The sequence below is a fragment of the Pseudomonas sp. HR1 genome, assembly GCF_030175875.1.
In the GTDB taxonomy this organism is placed as follows: Bacteria; Pseudomonadota; Gammaproteobacteria; order Pseudomonadales; family Pseudomonadaceae; genus Chryseomonas; species Chryseomonas oryzihabitans.
Window position 1 is genome coordinate 956,246 of record NZ_JASNRF010000001.1, and the last position, 21,254, is coordinate 977,499.

The following is a 21,254-nucleotide window of genomic DNA, read 5'->3' on the forward strand; positions in this document are numbered from 1 at the left end:
GGGGCGCCGTTTCTGGTCCGACCGCAAGCGCTCAGCGCTTGCGGTTGGAGATCAGGGTACCGACGCCGACATCGGTGAAGATTTCCAGCAGCACCGCGTTGGGCACCCGGCCATCGATGATGTGGGCGCTCTGCACGCCGCCCTGCACCGCTTCCAGCGCGCAGCGGATCTTCGGCAGCATGCCGCCGTAGATGGTGCCGTCGGCGATCAGCGAATTGACCTGCTCGGTGGACAGCCCGGTGAGCACCTGGCCCTGCTTGTCCATCAGGCCGGCGATGTTGGTCAGCAGCATCAGCTTCTCGGCCTTGAGTGCCTCGGCCACCTTGCCCGCCACCAGGTCGGCGTTGATGTTGTAGGACTCGCCGTCCGGACCCACGCCGATGGGCGCGATGACCGGGATGAAGTCGCCACGCACCAGCATGTTGATCAGGTCGGTGTTGACCCCGGTGACCTCGCCCACATGGCCGATGTCGATGATCTCCGGCTTGGTCATTTCCGGCGTCTGCCGGCTGACCTTGAGCTTGGTGGCGCGGATCAGGCCCGCGTCCTTGCCGGTCAGGCCGATGGCCTTGCCGCCATGGCGGTTGATCAGATTCACGATGTCCTTGTTGACCTGGCCGCCCAGCACCATCTCCACCACGTCCATGGTCTGGGCGTCGGTGACGCGCATGCCATCGATGAAGTGGCTTTCGATGGACAGGCGCTTGAGCAGGTCACCGATCTGCGGACCGCCGCCGTGCACCACCACCGGGTTGATGCCCACCGCCTTCATCAGCACGATGTCACGGGCGAAACCGGCCTTGAGCTCGTCGCTCTCCATGGCGTTGCCGCCGTACTTGATCACCAGCGTCTTGCCGACGAACCGGCGGATATAGGGCAGCGCCTCGGACAGCACCTCGGCGACGTGCGAGGCATCCTCGCGGCTCAGGGTCATGGCTCACCTCTCAAGGTCGACATAGAAAAGACAAAGGGCGCCTAGGCGCCCTCTGTGCTACCGCTGACCCGAGGTCAGAACGGCAGATTCAGATCCGGCTGTACCGCCAGCAGCTGCTTGCGGAACACCGTCTTGATGCGCTCCAGCTCTTCGAGGGTTTCCGCCTCGAAGCGCAGCACCAGCACCGGCGTGGTGTTGGACGCACGCACCAGGCCCCAACCGTTCTGGTAATCGACGCGGACGCCGTCCAGGGTGGTGATCTGGGCATCGCCCCACTGGGCGTCGCGCTGCAGGGTTTCGATGATGCCGAACTTGTTCTCTTCGGTCACCTGGATATTGATCTCCGGGGTGGAGATGTCTACCGGGAAGGTATCGAACACCTGTTGGGCGCTGTTCTTCTCCTGGCTGAGGATCTCCAGCAGACGCACGGCGCTGTAGATGCCGTCGTCGAAACCGAACCAGCGCTCCTTGAAGAACACGTGGCCGCTCATCTCGCCAGCCAGCAGCGCGCCGGTTTCCTTCATCTTCTTCTTGATCAGCGAGTGGCCGGTCTTCCACATGATGGGACGACCGCCGTAGCCGGCGATGAGGTTGTTCAGGCGGCGGGTGCACTTGACGTCGAAGATGATGTCGGCGCCCGGGTTGCGGGAGACCACGTCCTTGGCGAACAGCATCAGCAGCTGGTCGGGATAGATGATCTTGCCTTCGTTGGTCACCACGCCGACGCGGTCGCCGTCGCCGTCAAAGGCCAGGCCCAGGTCGGCACCGGTTTCCTTGACCTTGGCGATCAGGTCTTCCAGGTTCTCGGGCTTGCCCGGATCCGGATGGTGGTTGGGGAAGTTGCCGTCCACTTCGCAGAACAGCGGGATGACCTCGCAGCCCAGGGACTCGATCAGCTGGGGCGCGTTGACCGCGGCCACGCCGTTGCCGGCGTCCACCACCACCTTGAGCTTCTTGGCCAGTACCACGTCGTTGCGGATGTAGTCGGCGTAGCTCTTGAGCACGTCGACCTGCTTGATCTGGCCCTGGCCGCTGGCCACGTCACCGGTCTCGATGCGCTCGCGCAGACGCTGGATGGATTCGTTGGCCAGGGTCTCGCCGGCGATGACGATCTTGAAGCCGTTGTAGTCCGGCGGGTTGTGGCTGCCGGTCAGCATGACGCCGGACTTGCCTTCGAGCACGTTGGCGGCGTAGTAGAGCACCGGGGTCGGCACCATGCCGACATCGCTGACATTGGCGCCGCTGTCGGCCACGCCCTTGATCAGTTGGGCGACCAGCTCGGGGCCGGACAGGCGGCCGTCACGGCCGACGGCCACGTTGGGCTCGCCACGTGCCAGGCTCTCCGAGCCGATGGCGCGCCCGATCCAGTAGGCGGCTTCGGCGGTCAGGGAGTCACCCACCACGCCACGGATATCGTAGGCGCGGAAGATGCTGGCGTTGAGTTGGGGGGCTTGCGGGGTAGTGCTCATCGGGGGTTTCTCCAATCCCAGGAGATCCTGGTCTTCGTCGAGGATACTGATATCGAGGATGTCGGTGGTCTGGAACAGCGGCTCGCTCTGCTGCGAGCGGCCTCTGTCGGCAAACTCCGCCAGGGTCTTGGCCACCGCATCGCTGGGAGCGGTGGCGTACAGGTCCGGCGACGACCCGGCCGATCGGCTGGCCAATCGGGCCGTCGACTTGGCCACGGGTTCCATTACCGCCAGGCGCAAAGTCGGGCTTTTGGCTATCTGATTGGCTTCTAGTTCCTCGGCATAGGCCGTCAGACTGCGGACGTCGTCACGGAGCCGGCGTGACAGCTCCCGGGAAAACAGCCAAAAGCCCGCCAGCACGCCAAACAGCGCCAGCAGCAGCGCCACCAGGGGGATGCCCAGCGGTGTATCGGCGCCTGCCTCGGCGGCGGGTGCCAACTCCAGCGTCCAGAGCGGGCTGCCGGTGGCGAGCCGCCGCATCAGCGCCGGATCGCCCGGGCTGCCGCCACTGGCCAGCACCTGCACGCTGCCACCGGGAAATTGCTGCAGCAGGCGCCACTGGCCGACGTTCGCCGATGGCGTGGCCCAGCCCTGCAGCACGGCGGGCAGCTCTTCCACAAGCACGGCGCTGCCAAGCAGCTGATCGCCGCGGCGGATGGGTTGGGCGCTGTAGACCAGCCAGCGATCGCCCAGTCGATAGGCTTCCGGCGGGGTCCGCTGGCCGCTTTCCAGGCGCTTGAGCAGATCGAGGGCGGCATAGTTGAGGGGGCCGGGACGATCGTCTTCGATCTGGCGCATGCCGGCCGGCACCACCAGCACGTCGACCACGCCGAGGCGCTCGCGCAGCTGGCTTTCCGCCGCCGCGCGCGCCGCCGGATCGTTGCCCTGCAGGGCCTGCAGCACCAGGGCATCCCCGGCGACACCCTGCAGCCGGCGGGTCAGGCCGACCAGCAGCTGATTGAGGGAGGTCGCCTGCGCCTGCAGCGCCTGGTCCGCCTGCTGCTCCTGGTTGCGCGCGCCCTGCGGCTGCAACACCAGGAACCACAGCAGCAGCGCGGCCAGCAGCAGGCCGGCGAGCGCCAGCAGCAGTCCCGCGCCCATGCCGGGCAAGCCAGCGACCCGGGGGGCCGCCTTGCGCACATCCTTGTCGTTCTTGCCCCTTGCCATGCCGTTCTTCTCCTTTATGTCACGGCGCGCCTTGCGTGTCTGGCGTCAGCGGGTACCGGAGTGGCCGAAGCCGCCAGCGCCCCGCTCGGTCTCGGTAAAGCTGTCGACGATATCGAAGTGCGCCTGCACCACAGGTACGAGCATCAGCTGGGCGATACGTTCGCCCACGCTCACGGTGAAGGTGGTCTGGCCGCGATTCCAGCAGGAGACCATCAGCTCGCCCTGGTAGTCCGAGTCGATCAGGCCGACCAGATTGCCCAGCACGATGCCGTGCTTATGGCCCAGGCCCGAGCGCGGCAGGATCAGCGCCGCCAGCGACGGATCGGCCACATGGATGGCGAGCCCGGTGGGAATCAGCGCGGTCTGCCCCGGCTCCAGCACCAGATCCTCCTGCAGCATGGCGCGCAGGTCGAGGCCGGCCGAGCCGGGGGTGGCGTAGGACGGCAGCGGGAAATCGCGCCCCAGGCGCGGGTCGAGGATCTTGGCTTGAAGGCTATGCATGGTTCTGGGTGGTGTCTTTCAGGTGGGTGGAAATCAGGGCGATGAGCTGCCGGGCGATCTTGCCCTTGCTGGTCTGCTCGAAGCGGATCTCGTGCAGGCCACGGTCGATCACGGTGACCGCGTTGTCTTCGCTGTTGAAGCCGATGGCCGGATTGGCCACGTCGTTGGCGACGATGAGGTCGAGATTCTTGTCTCGCAGCTTGCGCTGGGCGTACTCCAGCAGATTCTGGGTTTCCGCGGCGAAGCCGACGCTGAAGGGGCGATCCGGGCGCCCTGCCAGGGTGGCGAGGATGTCCGGGTTGCGCACCAGCTCCAGCAGGAGCCCGTCACCGCGGGTGGGATCCTTCTTCAGCTTGTGCGGCGCGATGACCTCGGGGCGATAGTCCGCCACCGCCGCCGAGGCGATGAGCACGTCGCAGGGCATCAGCGCCTCGCAGGCGGCCAGCATGTCGCGAGCGCTGATCACGTCGATACGCTCGACGCGATCGGGGGTCGGCAGATGCACCGGGCCGCTCACCAGGCTAACGCGCGCGCCCGCCTCCGCCGCCGCTTCCGCCAGGGCGAAGCCCATGCGGCCGGAGCTGTGGTTGGTGATGTAGCGCACCGGATCGATGTTTTCCTGGGTCGGCCCCGCGGTGATGACCACGTGGCGACCGGTCAGGTCGAGGCGCTGGAAGCAGTCGGCGGCGAGCTGGGCAAGGTCGGTGGCTTCCAGCATCCGGCCGGGGCCGACGTCGCCACAGGCCTGGCTGCCGCTGGCCGGACCGAACAGCTTGATGCCACGGCTGCGCAGGAGCTCGGCATTGGCCTGGGTGGCCGGATCGCGCCACATGGCCTGGTTCATGGCCGGTGCCAGGGCGACCCGGGCATCGGTGGCCAGCACCAAGGTCGTGAGCAGATCGTCCGCCACGCCCTGGGCCAGGCGCGCCATGACATCGGCGGTGGCCGGCGCGACCAGCACCAGATCGGCCCAGCGGGCCAGCTCGATATGCCCCATGGCCGCTTCGGCGGCCGGGTCCAGCAGATCCAGATGCACCGGCAGACCCGACAGTGCCTGCAGGGTCAGCGGCGTGATGAATTCGCGACCGCCGCGGGTCAGCACCACCCGCACCTCGGCGCCCTGATCCTTGAGTCGGCGCACCAGCTCGGCGCTCTTGTAAGCGGCGATGCCACCTCCGACGCCCAGCACGATGCGTTTACGATGGAGCCGCTGCATATAGCCTTTCCGTTCTCAAACCGTCTAGAACGGGCATCGCACGGCCAATCGAGGCCTGCGCGCACCCGCGAATGATCCGGTTAAGATAGCACAGCGCCTGCAGGACGCAGGCGCCCCGCCAGACAAGGAGCGCCCATGAGCATCAAGGATTGGCCGGCCCAGGAACGGCCGCGGGAGAAACTGCTGGAACAAGGCGCCCAGGCCCTCACCGACGCCGAACTGCTGGCGATCTTCTTGCGCACCGGCGTGGCCGGCAAAAGCGCGGTGGACCTCGCCCGCCAGCTGCTTGGGGAATTCGGCAGCCTCAGGGCCCTGCTGGAAGCCGATCTCACCGCCTTCAGCGCCCACCTCGGCCTCGGCCCGGCCAAGTTCAGCCAGTTGCAGGCGGTCCTGGAGATGGGCCGCCGCCACCTGGCCGAAGGCCTCAAGCGCGACTCGGCCCTGGAAAGCCCGCAGCAGGTCCGCGACTATCTCAAGGCCCGCCTGCGCCACGAACCCCACGAGATCTTCGGCTGCCTGTTCCTCGACACCCGTCACCGGGTGCTGGCCTTCGAAGCCCTGTTCCACGGCACCATCGACGGCGCCAGCGTCTACCCCCGCCAGGTGGTCAAGCGCGCCCTCGCCCACAACGCCGCCGCCGTCATCCTCACCCACAACCACCCTTCCGGCATCGCCGAACCCAGCCAGGCCGACCGCCTGCTCACCACACGCCTCAAGGATGCCCTGGCGCTGATCGATGTGCGGGTGCTGGATCATTTCATCGTGGGGGATGGGGAGCCGCTGTCGATGGCGGAATATGGATGGCTTTAATAGCTTCGCGAACAGGCAAGTCCGGCCCAACTTAAAATATAACTTTATAGTTGTGACTTATCATATCTTTTAAAACTGACGATGACTGTCAGGTTTTCACAGTTAGTTCGGACAATTTTTGTCACTTCACTAAATAGGCTTATTTTTCATTAAGAATTAAGCAATAAAAATTGGACATAGATCACAATTTTTTGCTACCAAAGCTCATAAAACCGCTCTAGGATGCGCCTCTAGGACATTTTGAGCCAATAGCTGCCCAGCAGCAGGCGAAAAGCTCTCCAGTAGTTTTCGTCTTAAGAAGTTCAAGGAATAGAACTTCAATCCCGTGAGGTCATGGATGACTTTATTGTCTTCGCTCGCCCAGAACTATATAGCGGTCGCCGATCAACCCATCACCACGGACAACTTCGCCGGGGAAGATCGCCGCTATAGCCCCGAGTTCGAGAGACTCGAAGCGGTCTGCCAGAACACCCAGGCACTGCATCGCGACGTCATGCCGGACTGGGAGTCCACGGCCGAGCAGGCGACCACCTTTCTGCGTGAGCACTCCAAGGACCTGCGCGTCGCCGTCTGGCTGACCTGGGCCCTGTATTGCACCCGGAACTGGACGGGGCTGGAAGCCGGCCTGGCTCTGCTTGAGCGATTGCTGGAGGCTCACTGGCAGGATCTTTACCCCCGCAAGGAGCGCACCCGCGCCGCGGCGCTCGGTTGGCTCCAGATCCGCCTGGAAGGCGTCTTCAATACCACCGCCCTGACGACGCTGGAAGCATCCTGGCTACAGACCTTCAGTACCCAGCTCGGCCAGTTGGAGGCACTCCTCCAGCCACGCCTGGGCGAGGCCGCTCCGCTGCTGTTGCCGTTGGTACGTCGCCTCGATGAGCAACGACGTCGCCAGATCCAATCCACCGCTCCGGCGGAGTCGACCATCGCAGCCCTGTCACCCAGCCCGGTCGTAACCGCTCAGGCACCCCAGGGCCCGCTGGACTCGGACAAGGACGCCCATCGTCTGCTGCGCCAGCTGCAGGAAAGCGCCCGCACGCTGAGCGGCTGGTGGCTACGTCAGCGGAGCGGCGACCACCGCGCCCTGCGGCTGAATCGCGCCTTGCTGTGGAGCGGCATCGACAGTCTGCCCGCTCATGATGCCAGGGGTGTCACCGGCTTGCGCGGCCTGCCAGCTGATCGCCTGAAATATTTCCAGGAGTGCCAGGCCGCTGGTGATTTTTCTCTGCTGCTCGGCGAACTGGAGGTCAGCCTGACGCGGGCGCCTTTCTGGCTGGATGGCCAGCGGCTGGCCTGGGAGTGTCTGCAGGCCCTCGGTGCGACAACGAGTTGTCGAGAAATCGAGTGGCCGCTGATGTTGCTGCTGGAACGGCTGCCAGGTCTCGAAGCCCTGGCCTTCCATGACGGGCAACCCTTTGCCGATGCCCAGACCCGCTTCTGGCTGTCCGGCCTGACGGCGGCTAAGGCGACGCAACCCGTATCCGCCTCAAGCGAGGCGTGCCAGGACAGCTGGAGCGAAGCCCTTGCCGAAGCCCTGGGGGAGTTGCGCGCGAGCGGCCTCAAGAGCGCCGTGCGCCACCTGCAGCAGCGCAGCTGCAGTGCCCAGGGCGAACGCCAGCGCCTGCTGTGGGATCTGGCCAGCGTCCGGTTGCTGATCCAGGCCCGCCAGTTCGAACTGGCACACCTTCAGCTCGCGGCCCTGGATGCCGAACACGGCGCCCTGCTGGCGCACTGGGAGCCGCAACTGGCGCTGGAGATCCTGCAGGCCCGCGGCCAGTGCCTGGAAGCCCTTCCCGCCACCGCCGATAGCCGGATGCAGCTGCAACAGCTGCGTCCGCGACTCTGCCGCCTCGATCTCGAAGCGGCTCTCGACTGAGGCTTGTCCTCATACCCAAGGAGAAACACATGGCCAAAGAAGGCTCGGTTGCCCTGAAAGAACGCATCAACGTCACGGTTCGACCCGCCAGCGGCGGTGCCGAGGAAGAACTCGAACTGCCCCTCAAGCTCATGGTGCTGGGCGATTTCACCCAGCGAGCCGACGACCGCAAGCTCGAAGACCGCAAGCCGGTAGCCGTCGACAAGGACAACTTCGATGAGGTGATGGCCAAGCAGCAGCTGGGCCTGACCCTGGCGGTACCCAATCGCCTGCAGGACGACAGCCAGGACGATCTGGCCGTCCAGCTCGACCTCAAGGCCATGGCCGACTTCAGCCCGGCGCGGCTGGTGCAGCAGGTGCCCGAACTCAAGCAACTGATGGATCTGCGCGATGCCCTGGTGGCGCTCAAGGGGCCGCTCGGCAACGCCCCGGCGTTCCGCAGGGCCATCGAGCAGGTGCTCGCCGATCCGGTCGCCCGGGCCACGGTGCTCGGCGAACTCGGCTTGCCGAATCAAGACGTCTGATCAGGAAGATCATCATGACCGCTACCCTGCTCCCGCAACCCGCTGCCGACGTCGCTGAAGGCCGTGGCATCCTCGACCGCATCATCGCCGAGACTCGCCTCGCGCCCCACGACGAGGGCTATGGCGTGGCCAAACGCGGCATCTCCGCCTTTATCGAAGAGCTGCTCAAGCCGCAAAACGCCCAGCAACCGGTCAAGAAGGCACTGGTCGATCGCATGATCGCCGAGATCGATGAGAAGCTCAGCCGCCAGGTCGACGAGATCCTCCACCACGCGGAGTTCCAGTCGCTGGAGGCCGCCTGGCGCGGCCTGCACCTGCTGGTGGAGCGCACCGACTTCCGCGAGAACAACAAGATCGAGATGCTCAACGTCTCCAAGCAGGATCTGCTGGAAGACTTCGAGGATTCGCCGGACATCGTCCAGTCGAGCCTCTACAAGCACGTCTATACCGCCGAATTCGGCCAGTTCGGTGGCGAGCCGGTCGGCGCCATCATCGCCAACTACGACTTCGACCCCACCGCACCGGACATCCGCACTCTGCAACAGGTGGCAGCGGTCTCGGCCATGGCTCATGCGCCCTTTATCGCCGCCGCCGGTCCGCGCTTCTTCGGCCTGGAAAGCTTTACCGGTCTGCCCGACCTCAAGGACCTCAAGGATCACTTCGACGGTCCGCAATTCGCTAAGTGGCAGAGTTTCCGCGAGCAGGAAGACGCGCGCTATGTCGGCCTGACCTTGCCGCGCTTCCTGCTACGCACGCCCTACGATCCGGAAGAGAATCCGGTCAAGACCTTTGCCTATCGCGAAAACGTCAGCCGGGACCATGCCCACTACCTCTGGGGCAACACCGCCTACGCCTTCGCCACCCGCCTGACCCACAGCTTCGCCACGTACCGCTGGTGTCCGAATATCGTCGGTCCGCAGAGCGGCGGCGCGGTGGAAGACCTGCCGCTGCATCACTTCGAGAGCATGGGCGAGATCGAGACCAAGATCCCCACCGAGGTGCTGATCTCCGATCGTCGCGAATACGAGCTGGCCGATGCCGGCTTCATCGCCTTGACCATGCGCAAGGGCAGCGACAACGCCGCCTTCTTTTCCGCCTGTTCGACGCAAAAACCCAAGTTCTATGGCAACAGCGAAGAAGGTCGGGCAGCTGAGCTGAACTACAAGCTGGGTACCCAGTTGCCCTATTTGTTCATCGTCAGCCGCCTGGCCCACTACCTCAAGGTGCTGCAGCGCGAGCAACTGGGTGGCACCAAGGAGCGCACCGACCTCGAGCTGGAACTCAACAAGTGGATCCGTCAGTTCGTCGCCGATCAGGAAAACCCCAGCGCCGAGGTGCGTGGTCGTCGACCGCTGCGTGCGGCCAGCATCCGCGTCAGCGATGTCGAGGGCAATCCGGGCTGGTTCCGCGTGGGCCTGAGCGTGAGACCGCACTTCAAGTACCAGGGCGCCGATTTCACCCTGTCGCTGGTCGGCAAGCTGGACAAGGAGTAACGGCTCATGAGTTACGGCAGTCTGTTCGAACGCCTGGCCGGTCCGGGCAGCGCGCACAGCCGGGGCGCGTCCGCCGACGCCTTGAGCGCCTCGGTGGCCGCCCACCTGGCCAAGATGCTCAGCACCCGTGCCGGCAGCGTCCCGATCCAGGTCGACTACGGACTGCCCGACCTCAATGACTTGCGGCTGTCGCTGCACGACTCGCTACAGCGTGCGCGGCTGGCCATCGAGGCGTTCGTGGCCGCCTACGAGCCGCGCCTGTCCGGTGTGAAGGTGCTGCCGCTGCCGCGGGAAGGTACCACCCTGGCGTTCGCCCTCGAAGGCCAGCTCGAACTCGACGGCCAGTGGTGCCCCATCCGTTTCATCGCGAGCCTGGATGGCAGCGGCCAGGTCAAGGTCAGCCAGGCATAGGTCCATGTCCTTCAATCACTACTACCAGAGCGAGCTGGCCGAGTTGCGTCAGCTGGGCGCGCGCTTCGCCGAACGCAATCCTGCGCTGGCACCCTTTCTGGGCCAGGCTGGTCAGGATCCAGATGTCGAGCGCCTGCTGGAAGGCTTCGCCTTTCTCACTGGTCGGCTGCGGCAGAAGCTCGACGACGAGTTGCCGGAATTGACCCATTCGCTGCTCAACCTGCTCTGGCCCCATTATCTGCGGCCCCTGCCGAGTTGCACCATCCTCGAATTCGATCCGCTACCAGCACCAGGCGCGGCCATTCAGGTTCCACGTGGAACGGAAGTGGAATCCCGGGCGCTGGACGAGGTGAGCTGCCGCTTTCGAACCTGCTTCGCCACCGCTATCCAACCGCTACGCGTGGATGAGCTTAGCCTTGCCCAGCAGGGCAGCGGCGCGCGCCTGACGCTGCGCCTGCAGATCACCGGCAACGGCACCCTGGACGCTCTGGACCTGCATCAGTTGCCGCTGCATCTGGCGGGCGATCGCACGCTTAGTCAGGCTCTCTATCTCGCACTGCTGCACAACCTGGCCGGTCTGAGCCTGGTACCCCTGGATGCCGAACGCCAGCCGCTGACTGACCTCCAGGGCGGCGAACTCGTCCTGCCGCTCGCTCGCGACCAGGTCCAGCCGCTGGGCTTCGGCGAAGACGAGGCGCTGCTGCCCTATCCACCCAATGCCTTCCGCGGCTATCGCCACCTGCAGGAATATTTCGCCTTTCCGGAGAAATTCCTCTTCGTCTCGATTCAGGGAATGACGAAGCTGCAGCAACTGGCAGACCCGGTTCGCCGCCAGATCCGCGGGCTGGAGTTGCGCTTCGACATCGCCCGGATCGCCCGGCAGCCGCGGCTTCCCAGTCGCGATAACCTGCGCCTGCACTGCGTCCCGGTGGTCAATCTGTTCCGCCATGACGCCCTGCCGATCCGCCTCGACGGCAAGCGCGACGAGTACCCGCTGTTTCCGGCCGGCCATGGTCGCGAACACCTGGGGGTCTTTGCCGTGGAGCGGGTGACCGGCTGGCAACCGGGCGGCCTGGGCCATCGTGACTATCTACCTTTCGAATCCTTCGCCCACGACCTGGGCTTCGGCGGCCAGAGCCGTCGGCCGCACTATGCCGTACGCCAGCGCAGCGCCCTGCTGCACGGCGGCATCGATACCTATCTGGCGTTTGGCGATCCGGGTACCGATCAGGACACCCTGTCCATCGAACTGACCTGCACCAACCAGAACCTGCCCCAGCGCCTGCGCGCCGGTGATCTGTGCCTGCCCACCGAAAATACCCCGGGTGGTCTGGGCTTTCGCAATCTGGCCGCCCCAACTGCCTGTCATGCGCCGGTGCTGTCCGGCAACCGGCTGTGGCAGCTGGTTTCCAATCTATCGCTCAATTATTTGTCGCTCACCGATGTCGCGGCCCTGCGTACGGTGTTGGCCAGTTACGACCTGCCCAGTCAGCACGACCGGCAGGCCGAGCGTATCAGTCACCAGCGCCTGGCCGCCCTGCAGGGCATCAGCCATCGCCCGGTGGATCGCCTCTACCGCGGCCTGCCGATCCGCGGTATCGCCACCCAGCTGGACATGGATGCCAGCGGCTTTCGCAGCGAGGGCGAGCTGTACCTGTTCGCCAGCGTACTCAACGAGTTCTTCGCGCTCTACGCCAGCCTGAATTCCTTCCATCAACTCAGCGTTCGCAGCCTGCAGGGAGAGGTGTATCTATGGACACCGCGCATGGGTCAGCAGCCGCTGATCTGAATCGCTCGGCGCTGTGCCGCGAGATTCGCGAGTACTCGCTTTTCCAGGGTATCGGACAGGTGCTCCTGCAGTTGCAGGGCCTGATGCCGAGTCTCTCGGAGGAGCAGCTCTATGAACGGCTGGAGTTCCATGCCAACCCCAGCCTGGCCTTTCCGGGTAGCGATATCGAGCGCCTGCACTTCGTCGAGGACGCCGATGGGCTGCGCGCCCGCCTGCAACTCAACCTGGGCGCCCTGATGGGCAGCGGTTCGCCGCTGCCGGCCTTCTACAGCGAACAGGCGCTGAGCGATGGCGAACAAGGGCGTACCACCCGCGACTTCCTCGACCTCTTCAATCACCGGCTGCACCGGCTGCTGCTGCCGATCTGGCGCAAGTATCGCTATCACGCCCGCTTCCGAGAGGGCGCGCGTGACGAGTTGTCGGCCCGGCTGTTCAGTCTGATCGGCCTGGGCGACAGCAGCCTGCGCCAGGCGCCGGAGCTGAACTGGAAACGCCTGCTGCCCTATCTCGGCCTGCTCAGCCTCAAGGTGCATTCGGCGACGCTGATCGAAGCGGTGCTGCGCTATTACCTGGAGCAGCCCGAGCTGCAGCTGGAGCAGTGCCTGGAGCGCGCAGTGGTCATTCCCCCAGAACAACGCGCGCATCTCGGGCGGGCCAGCGCCCAGCTCGGAGAGACAGCCGTCCTGGGTGTGCAGGTGCGCGATCGTGGCGGCAAGTTTCGCCTGCACGTGCTCGAACTGGACTGGGAAGCCTTTCATTCATTCCTGCCCGGGGGCAGTCGGTACGCCGCCGTGCGTGCCTTGCTGAATTTCACCCTGCGCGACCAGCTGGACTACGACCTGCGCCTGCATCTGCGGCGGGACGCGTTGCGGCAATGGCGGCTGGAAGCCGCCAGCCCCTGCCGTCTCGGCTGGACCACCTGGCTCGGCCTCGGCCGAGCCAAGGGTCAGGTCACCCTGGCCTGCCACCGTTAATCAAGGACGATCAACATGCTCACCCTGGACCTGAACCTCCTTATCAACAGCCTTTCCGTGACCGCGCGCCAGGACCTGGAACAGGCGGCGCAGCGCTGCGTCCGTCGAGGCGGGCGGCACATCCTGATCGAAGACCTGCTGGCGGTCCTGCTGGAATCCCGCGACGGACTGCTCACTCGCGCGCTGAAAGCGGCTGACCTGGACCCGGTGGATTTCGCCGCGACGCTGCAGCCGCGCCAGCGCAATGGAGAAGGCGGCGACCAGGTCTTCGATCCTGCACTGCTGCTGTGGCTGCAGGATGCCGTGCTGCTCGCCCGTCTCGAACTGGAACAGGCTGAGACCGATAGCGCGGCCCTGCTGCTGGCGTTGTTGCGCCATCCCGAGCGGCTGTTGGGCACAGGTTACGGTCGCCTGCTGGAGCGGGTGGATGCCGCGCAGCTCCTGGACTTCGTCAGGGCTCAGCGGCCCGAGGGGTCACCGGTCATCAGCGAGTCCCCTCTGGACCGCTTCACCCATGACCTCAGCGGCCAGGCCCGTGCCGGGCGCCTGGATCCAGTGCTGGGCCGCGAGGCCGAGATCCGGCAACTGGTGGACATCCTCTCGCGGCGGCGCAAGAACAACCCCCTCGTGGTAGGCGAAGCGGGCGTTGGCAAGACCGCCATCGTCGAGGGCCTGGCGCTGCGCATCGCGGCAGGCGAAGTACCCGACAGTCTGCGCCGGGTGGAAATACGCAGTCTCGATCTCGGGTTGCTGCAGGCCGGCGCCAGCGTCAAGGGCGAATTCGAACGCCGCCTGCAAGGTGTGATCGATGCCGTACGCCAGGCACCGTACCCCATCATCCTGTTCATCGACGAGGCTCATACCCTGATCGGTGCGGGTGGCCAGCCCGGGGGCTCGGACGCGGCCAATCTGCTCAAACCTGCCCTGGCGCGCGGCGAGCTGCGCACCATCGCCGCCACCACCTGGGGCGAGTACCGGAAGTACTTCGAAAAGGACCCGGCCCTGGCGCGGCGCTTCCAGCCGGTAAGGCTAGACGAATTCGACGTCGCCACCGCCATCACCGTCCTGCGTGGGTTGGCGCCGACCTATGCCGAGGGCCATGGCGTTTATCTGCGCGACGATGCGGTGGTGGCCGCCGCCGAGCTGGCCGCCCGCTATCTGAGCGGGCGCCAGTTGCCGGACAAGGCCGTGGATGTGCTCGACACCTGCTGCGCCCGGGTGCGTATCAGCCTGGCCAGCCCGCCTCCGGCCCTGGATGCCTTGAGCGCACGCCTGGCCGCTACCGAGCGCACGCTCTCCGCCACCCGCCGCGATGCCGATCTCGGTCTGCCCGTCGCGCCCGGCCATCTGGATAGCCTTACCGCCCTGCGGGACGCCGAGCACCTGGCAGCCACTGCGCTGCAGGCCGACTGGGAACGCCAGCGGGAGCTGGCCGAGCGCATCCTGACCCTGCGTACGGCCTCGGTCAGCGCTGCGCTGGCAGCGACCCAGGCAGAGCTGGAGCAGCTGCAACGCCAGCATGGGCGCCTGGTCAACCTGGAGGTCTGCCCGCACCTCGTGGCGGAGGTGATCGCGGCCTGGACCGGCCTCCCGGTCGACCAACTCGCCCGTCGCCATGACCAGCGCCTGGCCCGCTTTGCCAGCGATCTACGCGGACGCCTGCGTGGCCAGGAGCAGGCGGTGGTCGCCCTGGATCGCGCCCTGCGCGCAGCCGCGGTGGGTCTGAACGCTCCCGAGGCGCCGGTCGGCGTCTTCCTGCTGGTCGGCCCCAGCGGGGTCGGCAAGACCGAGACCGCCCTGGCGCTGGCCGAGTTGCTCTATGGCGGAGAGCGCTTTCTCACCACTCTCAACCTGTCGGAATTCGCGGAAAAACATAGCGTGTCGCGCCTGATCGGCGCACCGCCCGGCTATGTCGGCCATGGCGAAGGAGGTCTGCTCACCGAGGTCGTGCGCCGCCAGCCCTATTCGGTGGTCTTGCTGGATGAAGTGGAAAAGGCGGATCCCGAGGTACTCAACCTCTTCTACCAGATCTTCGACCGTGGCCAGGCCACCGACAGCGAGGGCCGGCAGATCGACTTCCGCAACGTGCTCTTTCTGCTGACCTCCAATCTGGCCAGCGGCGAGATCCAGCGGTTGTGCGCCGACGTACGTCCGGACGTGGCCCAACTGACCGAGGCGATTCGCCCCACCCTGACAGGCCACTTCAAGCCTGCCCTGCTGGCGCGGATGCGCGTGGTGCCCTACTACCCGCTAGATGCCGAGCTGCTGCGTGAGCTGATCGTGCTCAAGCTCGAACGACTCGGCGTCCGGCTGGCCGCCCGCCAGGTCGCCTTCAGCTATGCCCCGGCCCTGCTGGAGGACCTGGCGGCACGTTGCTTGGACGCCGACAGTGGTGCTCGCCGGATCGACCTACTCCTGGAGCAGCGAGTGCTACCGCTGCTTACCGACCAGTTGCTCGACGCCCTCGCCCGTGGTCAGACGCCAGGGCGGCTGCACCTCACCTGCAACGACCAGGGTGATTTCCGCTGTGAGGTGGCGGCATGATCCCGTCCCCCGCGCCAGAAGCCATGCTGCCCCTGTTCATCGCGCTCGGCCAGCACGAAGACCCCGCCCAACTCGCCCTCGGCCTGGTGGAAGGCATCCAGCGTCTGGCCCGGCTCGACCTGGTGCAGTACTACCGTCTGGACGCCACTCATACCCAACTGGTGTGCCTGGCACAAAGTCTGGACAGCACCGCCGCCATGGCCGGTAACGCCCTGCCGCTGGAGCAGGAGAGTCTGCTGCACTACTGCCTTTCGCAGAATCGCAGCCTGCACCTGCGTGAGCTGGACCCGCTGCTGCACACCACTACCTTCCTGCCTGGCGACGGCTGGCGCAGCCTTGGTTGCCTACCCCTGACTGGCCCGTCGGGCAGCGTCGAGGGTCTGCTGGTACAGGCCAGCCGCTGCCGCCGCGAACTGGAAACCCATGCAGAGGTACTGACACCGCTCGGATGCTTCGCCCTGGCGCAGAGCCAGCTGCTAGAGCGCGCCCAGACTCAGCCATTGGGCGCCGTAACGGAAAGGCCAACGTCACCGGCAGTGGGCGATGGCTTCGGCATGCTTGGCGATAGCGGCGCCATGCGGCAGGTCCATCGCTTGATCGGCAAGATACTGCACAGCCCCATCACCGTGCTGCTGACCGGTGAAACCGGCACCGGCAAGGAACTGGTGGCCCGGGCCATCCACGAACGGGGCTCGCGACGGACCCAGCCCTTCGTGGTGCAGAACTGCGCGGCGCTGCCCGAGCACCTTCTGGAAAGCGAGCTCTTCGGCTATCGCAAGGGCGCCTTTACCGGTGCCGAGCGCGATCGCGCCGGTCTGTTCGATGCGGCCAATGGCGGCACCCTGTTTCTCGACGAGATCGGTGATATGCCGCTGACCTTACAGGCCAAGCTGCTGCGCGTGCTGCAGGAAGGCGAGGTCCGCCCGCTGGGTAGTGCCGAAACCCACAGGGTCGACGTACGCATCGTTGCGGCGACCCATCGTCAACTGGTGCGGCTGGTCGAGCAGGGCACCTTTCGTGAGGATCTCTACTATCGCCTCACTCACTTTCCCATTCAGCTGCCGCCCCTGCGCGAGCGCGGCGAGGACCTGCCGCTGCTGGCCCGGCACTTCGCCGACCAGGCCTGCGCATGCCTGCAGCGGTCACGTTGTCGCTGGTCCAGCGCCGCCCTGGACCTGCTGGCGGGCTATGCCTTTCCCGGCAATGTCCGCGAACTCAAGGGGCTGGTGGAGCGCGCCGTCCTGTTGTGCGACGGCAACGAGCTGTTGCCCGAACACTTTGCCATCCGCTCCGCCGACCTGACCGGCAATGCCGGCAGCCTGACCTTGCGTGAGCGCCTGGATCAGCTCGAACGCGGCCTGCTGGTGGACTGCCTGCGCAAGAACCGCGGCAACCAGACCCAAACTGCCCAGGAATTGGGACTGCCGCGCCGCACCCTGCTCTATCGCCTGCAGCGACTGAGCATCCGCAGCGCCGATCTGCAACTTTCCTAGAGGAACGCCCCATGCCTGCGCTACTTCGCTCCCTGTTGCTGCTGACGTTGCTCGCCCTGGCCGCCTGCACCTCGTCGCCCGGGGATCTGCAGGACTATCGCCCCCTGGGCGAACCCCAGACACCCCACCGCCTCACCTAGGACAGGACAAGACCATGGAACTGGTATTCGATCTGGTCGGCAGTCGAGCACACGCCCCCGGAATGCTCACCCAAAAGACCTTTCGCCACGTTGGCGGACTCATCGGCCGCAGCGAAGACTGCGACTGGTACCTGCCCGATCCGCAGCGGGTGCTGTCCAGTCAGCACGCCCGCATCAGCTACAGCGAAGGCGACTATTTTCTCACCGACCTGAGCAGCAATGGCGTCCAGCTTGCCGATGGTCAGCGTCTGACCAAGGGCGAGCCTTGGCGGATCCAGCATGGCCAGACCTTCGCCCTAGGCACCTTCGCCCTCGCTGCCCGCCTGGTCCGCGATCCGTCCGGGTTCGCCGACGATTTCCAGGTCCCAACCAGTGCCCCTGGACTGATCCCGGACGACGCCTTTCTCGAACTGGATCCGTTGCAGGCGCTGGAGCATCGCGATCCTCACGGCATCGACGAGCTCGAGGGTCTGGATCCCTTCGCCACTGACATTACTCGCAGCGACTATGCCCGGGTCGATCTGGACAGCCTGGGCATTCCTGCTCTGGTAGAGCACAGCGCTCCGGCTCCGGTCGAGCGCCCAGCGGCGGCTCCGCAGCGCCAGACACCAACGTTCTGGAAGGCCTTCGGGGCGGCCCTGGGTCTGGAGCTTGCCGACCTCGACCACGAGGCGCGTGAAACCCTGGCACTCGAGGTCGCGCGCCTGCTGCGCCTGGCGACCCAGGGCCTGCACGGCTGCCTGCGGACCCGCAACGAAACGCGCAATGAACTGCGGCTGCCGCTTACCACGGTACAGAGCAGCGGCAACAACCCCTTGGCCTTCGCGGCCGACGGCGACGCGGCCTTGAGTCAGTTGTTGCGCCCCAGCGCTTCCGGACAGCTCACCGCGGACCAGGCTCTGCTCCGCGCCTGCCGCGAACTTCAGGCCCATCAGGTCGGCCTGGTCGCGGCCAGTCGCCAGGCTGTGCTGGCCACCCTTGAACAGCTGGCACCGGCCCAGTGCGAAGCCCGCCTTGAGCGTGACGGCCGACGCCTGCGCTGGGGGCGCGATGCCAGACTCTGGCGTGCCTGGCAGCGCCAGTATCGCGAGCTGCGCCAGGACGACGACTGGCGCGAACGGCTGTTCGCCAAGGACTTCGCCCAGGCCTACACCGAGCAGGTCCGCCTCATCGCCACCCTCAATCCCACCCAGCAAGGACGCTGACATGAACACCCTATTACGCCTCGGCGCGCTCGGCCTGGCCCTGCTGCTAGGTGCCTGCACCAGCCCCAGGGCACCTGATCCGACCCGCATCGACCTGACCCTGAAGGGCGGTGAGGACCTCAATCCCGACCTCAACGGCCGGCCCTCGCCGCTGGTGGTGCGCCTTATCGAACTGAGGAATCCGGTCGGCTTCGAAAATGCCGAATTCTTTTCCCTCTATGAAAACGCCAAGCAGACCCTGGCTCCCGACTGGGTCGCCGAGGAAGAAGTCGAGCTACGGCCCGGTGAGTCACGCGAACTCAAGCTGAGGGTGCAGGACGCCAGCCGCTACGTCGGCATCTATGGCGCCTACCGCAACCTGGGCGGCAGCCAGTGGCGGCAGGTCATCCAGCTCAGGCCCGCGGCGCTGGCGCAGATCCGCCTGGATTTCACGGCGGATGGCATCCAGGCCGCTCCGCCGATCAAGGAGTAGGCCATGCAGCAACTCAAGGTGATCTGGCAGGAAGGCATGCTGCTGCGGCCGCAGCACTTCCAGCAGAACGACCGCTATCACGCCCAGCAGCTGCAGATTCGTACCCGTCGCCTGGGCGAGCCGGCATGGGGCTTTTTCGAGCTGACTCTCGATCGCCAATTCCTCGCCATGGGCAAGGTAGTGGTCAGCCAGGCCAGTGGCATACTGCCCGATGGCACCCTCTTCGAATTGGGCGCCGACGGCGAGCCCCTGGCTCTCGATGTACCGGCCAATACCCGCGACAGTGCGGTCTGGCTGGCGCTCCCCCTGACCAGCGGCCAGCGCCTGGAGAGCCGTCCAGTCGACCAGGACGACGTCATCGCCCGTTACCTGAGCGTCGACAGCGAGATCGCCGACTCTCATGCCGGTTTCGGCGAGCGGGGGGCGGTCACCTGCGGACGTCCCGATTTCCGGCTGCTGCTCGATAGCCATCCGCGACTGGACGCCTATGTCCGCCTGCAGGTCTGTCAGCTGCTGGAAACGGCGCCAGACGGCAACCTGGAGCTAGATACCGCCTTTACCCCCAGCGTCATCCAGGTGCGAGCGGCCGAGCCTCTGCTGGCGGGTCTCAAGGAGGTCGCCTCCCTGCTCGCCCATCGCGGCGAGGTACTTTCTCAACGCCTGCGCCAGGCTGGCAGCCTGGGCACCGCAGAGATCGGTGACTTCCTGCTGCTGCAACTGGTCAATCGCCATGAAGCGGTTCTGCGCCACTGCCTGGACTATGAACAACTGCATCCACGCAGCCTCTTTCGCGAACTGCTCGCCCTGCACGGGGAGCTAGCTACCTTCGCCGCTGCCGAACGGCGTCCTGCACTGGACCTTCACTATCGCCACGCCGATCAGTCCGGCAGCTTCGCACCGCTGTTCCAGGCCCTGCGCCAGGCATTGTCCATGGTGCTCGAACAGCATGCCCTGCCACTGCCCCTGCAACAGCGCCAGTACGGCATCCAGGTCGCGCCCCTGCAGGACCACGGTCTGCTAGCCAGCGCCAGCTTCGTGCTCATCGCCGGGGCCGAGTGCAGCACCGAGGAATTGCGTCAGCGCCTGCCGGCGCACCTCAAGGTGGGACCGGTGGAGCGCATCCGCCAGCTGGTGAATCTGCACCTGCCAGGACTCACCCTCAAACCGCTGCCGGTCGCGCCGCGTCAGCTGCCCTTCCATACCGACAAGGCTTATTTCGCCCTCGAACTCAGCGCCACCGACATCGCCCAGCTCGAGCAATCCGGTGGCTTCGCCTTTCATGTCTCCGGCGCCTTTCCGGGCCTCGACCTCGCCTTCTGGGCGATCAGGAGCTAAGCATGCAGACCGCAACCGACGCAGGCCGGGACGACAGGACCGTGGTGCTGAGTCGCCACGCCCAGGGGCCGGACACACCCCGCAGCCGGCTCACCGACTTTGCCGAGCCACCACGCTACGCCCAGCTGGAGGAACGCATGGTCCAGGCGGCACGCCTGCGACCGGGCGAGACCCTGAATCTGAGCATCAATCCCATGATAGGCGCTGCCGCGCCACTGCTCTCCGAGGTGGTGCGCCTGCGCCAGAGTTACGCCGCGGAAGACCTGCATGTGCTCAAGGAGCGCCTGGCCGCCAGCCTACGGCTGTTCGAACAGCGTGCCCTGGCCAGCGGGCTGGACAGCGGTGAGGTCATGGCCGCCCGCTATGCCCTTTGCACCACGGTCGACGAGGCGGTGGTCACCACCCCCTGGGGCAATGCCGGTGACTGGTCGCAGCTCAGCCTGCTGAGCTGCTTTCACAACGAGACCTTTGGCGGCGAGAAGTTCTTTCTGCTGCTCGAACGCCTCAGTCGCAATCCGGCCAAGCACCTGGCTCTGCTGGAACTGCTCTACCTCTGCCTGGCGCTGGGCTTCGAAGGCAAGTATCGGGTGCTGCCGCGCGGCATGCTCGAACTGGAAGCCATCCGCGACAGCCTCTATCGGCAACTTCGCCAGCTGCGCGGGGATGTGCCACGCGAGTTGTCGCCGCACTGGCAGGGACTGGATGCCCGGCCACGACGGCTGGTCCGCCTGGTGCCCTGGTGGCTGGTCGCGCTGTTCACCCTGATCTGCCTTGCCAGCCTCTATGGCGGTTTCAGGCTGGCGCTGGAACAGCAGCGCGACGGCCTGCTGCAAGGCTATCCCGGTGGCCCTGCGGTCACCGCGCCAGCGGCCGCCCCACCCCACGCCTGATACGGAAGCGC

18 protein-coding genes are annotated in these 21,254 nt (G+C 65.9%); 14 read left to right on the top strand and 4 right to left on the bottom strand.

Annotation, left to right across the window (positions count from 1 at the left end):
- Positions 1–31: 31 nt before the first annotated feature.
- The 4 genes from argB to coaBC all read right to left on the bottom strand — a co-directional run bounded on the left by argB (position 32) and on the right by coaBC (position 5,287).
- On the bottom strand, positions 32–934 hold the full coding sequence (argB, locus tag QKY98_RS04345) for an acetylglutamate kinase (protein WP_007160051.1): 903 nt from the start codon (positions 932–934) through the stop codon (positions 32–34).
- Between the two features lie 74 nt (positions 935–1,008).
- Positions 1,009–2,403: a phosphomannomutase/phosphoglucomutase gene (algC, locus tag QKY98_RS04350; protein ID WP_197027426.1), complete on the bottom strand. Its 1,395-nt coding sequence runs from the start codon at positions 2,401–2,403 to the stop codon at positions 1,009–1,011.
- A gap of 1,212 nt (positions 2,404–3,615) precedes the next feature.
- A complete protein-coding gene (gene dut / locus QKY98_RS04355; protein WP_027598635.1) occupies positions 3,616–4,071 on the bottom strand; it encodes a dUTP diphosphatase in 456 nt (151 codons plus the stop codon).
- On the bottom strand, positions 4,064–5,287 hold the full coding sequence (gene coaBC / locus QKY98_RS04360) for a bifunctional phosphopantothenoylcysteine decarboxylase/phosphopantothenate--cysteine ligase CoaBC (RefSeq protein WP_027598636.1): 1,224 nt from the start codon (positions 5,285–5,287) through the stop codon (positions 4,064–4,066). The genes dut and coaBC overlap by 8 nt, the downstream gene beginning before the upstream one ends.
- Positions 5,288–5,422: 135 nt before the next feature.
- Here coaBC and radC point away from each other — a divergent pair, with 135 nt between their 5' ends.
- The 14 genes from radC (at position 5,423) to icmH (ending at position 21,243) form a co-directional block, all read left to right on the top strand.
- Positions 5,423–6,097, top strand: a complete 675-nt coding sequence (gene radC, locus QKY98_RS04365; protein ID WP_284670395.1) for a RadC family protein — start codon at positions 5,423–5,425, stop codon at positions 6,095–6,097.
- A gap of 346 nt (positions 6,098–6,443) precedes the next feature.
- A complete protein-coding gene (gene tssA, locus QKY98_RS04370; RefSeq protein ID WP_284670396.1) occupies positions 6,444–7,973 on the top strand; it encodes a type VI secretion system protein TssA in 1,530 nt (509 codons plus the stop codon).
- A gap of 29 nt (positions 7,974–8,002) precedes the next feature.
- Complete coding sequence (gene tssB, locus QKY98_RS04375; protein WP_027598639.1) at positions 8,003–8,497, top strand: type VI secretion system contractile sheath small subunit; 495 nt, start codon at positions 8,003–8,005, stop codon at positions 8,495–8,497.
- Positions 8,498–8,511: 14 nt separating this feature from the next.
- The gene (gene tssC, locus QKY98_RS04380; protein ID WP_284670397.1) at positions 8,512–9,990 is read left to right on the top strand and encodes a type VI secretion system contractile sheath large subunit; all 1,479 of its coding nucleotides are present in this window, start codon (positions 8,512–8,514) and stop codon (positions 9,988–9,990) included.
- A gap of 6 nt (positions 9,991–9,996) precedes the next feature.
- Complete coding sequence (gene tssE / locus QKY98_RS04385) at positions 9,997–10,401, top strand: type VI secretion system baseplate subunit TssE (protein WP_284670398.1); 405 nt, start codon at positions 9,997–9,999, stop codon at positions 10,399–10,401.
- A gap of 4 nt (positions 10,402–10,405) precedes the next feature.
- Positions 10,406–12,190 (top strand): type VI secretion system baseplate subunit TssF, encoded by a 1,785-nt coding sequence (tssF, locus tag QKY98_RS04390; RefSeq protein WP_284670399.1) that lies wholly within the window; start codon positions 10,406–10,408, stop codon positions 12,188–12,190.
- Positions 12,154–13,164: a type VI secretion system baseplate subunit TssG gene (gene tssG, locus QKY98_RS04395; RefSeq protein ID WP_284670400.1), complete on the top strand. Its 1,011-nt coding sequence runs from the start codon at positions 12,154–12,156 to the stop codon at positions 13,162–13,164. Before tssF ends, tssG begins: the two co-directional genes overlap by 37 nt.
- Before the next feature lie 15 nt (positions 13,165–13,179).
- Positions 13,180–15,708 carry a type VI secretion system ATPase TssH gene (gene tssH / locus QKY98_RS04400; RefSeq protein WP_284670401.1) on the top strand — a complete coding sequence of 843 codons (2,529 nt, stop codon included), beginning with the start codon at positions 13,180–13,182 and terminating at the stop codon, positions 15,706–15,708.
- 23 nt (positions 15,709–15,731) lie between these two features.
- Entirely contained in the window at positions 15,732–17,201 is a 1,470-nt protein-coding gene (locus QKY98_RS04405) for a sigma-54 interaction domain-containing protein (RefSeq protein WP_284670587.1), read from the top strand.
- An 11-nt stretch (positions 17,202–17,212) separates the two neighbouring features.
- Positions 17,213–17,341: a type VI secretion protein gene (locus tag QKY98_RS04410; RefSeq protein WP_144954823.1), complete on the top strand. Its 129-nt coding sequence runs from the start codon at positions 17,213–17,215 to the stop codon at positions 17,339–17,341.
- 14 nt (positions 17,342–17,355) lie between these two features.
- Complete coding sequence (gene tagH, locus QKY98_RS04415; protein WP_284670402.1) at positions 17,356–18,546, top strand: type VI secretion system-associated FHA domain protein TagH; 1,191 nt, start codon at positions 17,356–17,358, stop codon at positions 18,544–18,546.
- 1 nt (position 18,547) lies between these two features.
- The gene (gene tssJ / locus QKY98_RS04420; protein ID WP_284670403.1) at positions 18,548–19,018 is read left to right on the top strand and encodes a type VI secretion system lipoprotein TssJ; all 471 of its coding nucleotides are present in this window, start codon (positions 18,548–18,550) and stop codon (positions 19,016–19,018) included.
- A 3-nt stretch (positions 19,019–19,021) separates the two neighbouring features.
- Positions 19,022–20,353, top strand: a complete 1,332-nt coding sequence (tssK, locus tag QKY98_RS04425) for a type VI secretion system baseplate subunit TssK (RefSeq protein WP_284670404.1) — start codon at positions 19,022–19,024, stop codon at positions 20,351–20,353.
- Positions 20,354–20,355: 2 nt separating this feature from the next.
- On the top strand, positions 20,356–21,243 hold the full coding sequence (gene icmH / locus QKY98_RS04430; RefSeq protein ID WP_284670405.1) for a type IVB secretion system protein IcmH/DotU: 888 nt from the start codon (positions 20,356–20,358) through the stop codon (positions 21,241–21,243).
- Positions 21,244–21,254 lie beyond the last annotated feature (11 nt).

What these genes read in the sequence shown, in the direction of transcription:
- tssE (WP_284670398.1), top strand. Translation starts at nt 9,997, where the DNA reads ATGAGTTACGGCAGTCTGTTCGAACGCCTGGCCGGTCCGGGCAGCGCG.
- tssF (WP_284670399.1), top strand. Translation starts at nt 10,406, where the DNA reads ATGTCCTTCAATCACTACTACCAGAGCGAGCTGGCCGAGTTGCGTCAG.
- QKY98_RS04405 (WP_284670587.1), top strand. Translation starts at nt 15,732, where the DNA reads ATGCTGCCCCTGTTCATCGCGCTCGGCCAGCACGAAGACCCCGCCCAA.
- tssB (WP_027598639.1), top strand. Translation starts at nt 8,003, where the DNA reads ATGGCCAAAGAAGGCTCGGTTGCCCTGAAAGAACGCATCAACGTCACG.
- icmH (WP_284670405.1), top strand. Translation starts at nt 20,356, where the DNA reads ATGCAGACCGCAACCGACGCAGGCCGGGACGACAGGACCGTGGTGCTG.
- dut (WP_027598635.1), bottom strand. Translation starts at nt 4,071, where the DNA reads ATGCATAGCCTTCAAGCCAAGATCCTCGACCCGCGCCTGGGGCGCGAT.
- argB (WP_007160051.1), bottom strand. Translation starts at nt 934, where the DNA reads ATGACCCTGAGCCGCGAGGATGCCTCGCACGTCGCCGAGGTGCTGTCC.
- tssK (WP_284670404.1), top strand. Translation starts at nt 19,022, where the DNA reads ATGCAGCAACTCAAGGTGATCTGGCAGGAAGGCATGCTGCTGCGGCCG.
- coaBC (WP_027598636.1), bottom strand. Translation starts at nt 5,287, where the DNA reads ATGCAGCGGCTCCATCGTAAACGCATCGTGCTGGGCGTCGGAGGTGGC.
- radC (WP_284670395.1), top strand. Translation starts at nt 5,423, where the DNA reads ATGAGCATCAAGGATTGGCCGGCCCAGGAACGGCCGCGGGAGAAACTG.
- tssJ (WP_284670403.1), top strand. Translation starts at nt 18,548, where the DNA reads ATGAACACCCTATTACGCCTCGGCGCGCTCGGCCTGGCCCTGCTGCTA.
- tssC (WP_284670397.1), top strand. Translation starts at nt 8,512, where the DNA reads ATGACCGCTACCCTGCTCCCGCAACCCGCTGCCGACGTCGCTGAAGGC.
- algC (WP_197027426.1), bottom strand. Translation starts at nt 2,403, where the DNA reads ATGAGCACTACCCCGCAAGCCCCCCAACTCAACGCCAGCATCTTCCGC.
- tagH (WP_284670402.1), top strand. Translation starts at nt 17,356, where the DNA reads ATGGAACTGGTATTCGATCTGGTCGGCAGTCGAGCACACGCCCCCGGA.
- QKY98_RS04410 (WP_144954823.1), top strand. Translation starts at nt 17,213, where the DNA reads ATGCCTGCGCTACTTCGCTCCCTGTTGCTGCTGACGTTGCTCGCCCTG.
- tssG (WP_284670400.1), top strand. Translation starts at nt 12,154, where the DNA reads ATGGACACCGCGCATGGGTCAGCAGCCGCTGATCTGAATCGCTCGGCG.
- tssH (WP_284670401.1), top strand. Translation starts at nt 13,180, where the DNA reads ATGCTCACCCTGGACCTGAACCTCCTTATCAACAGCCTTTCCGTGACC.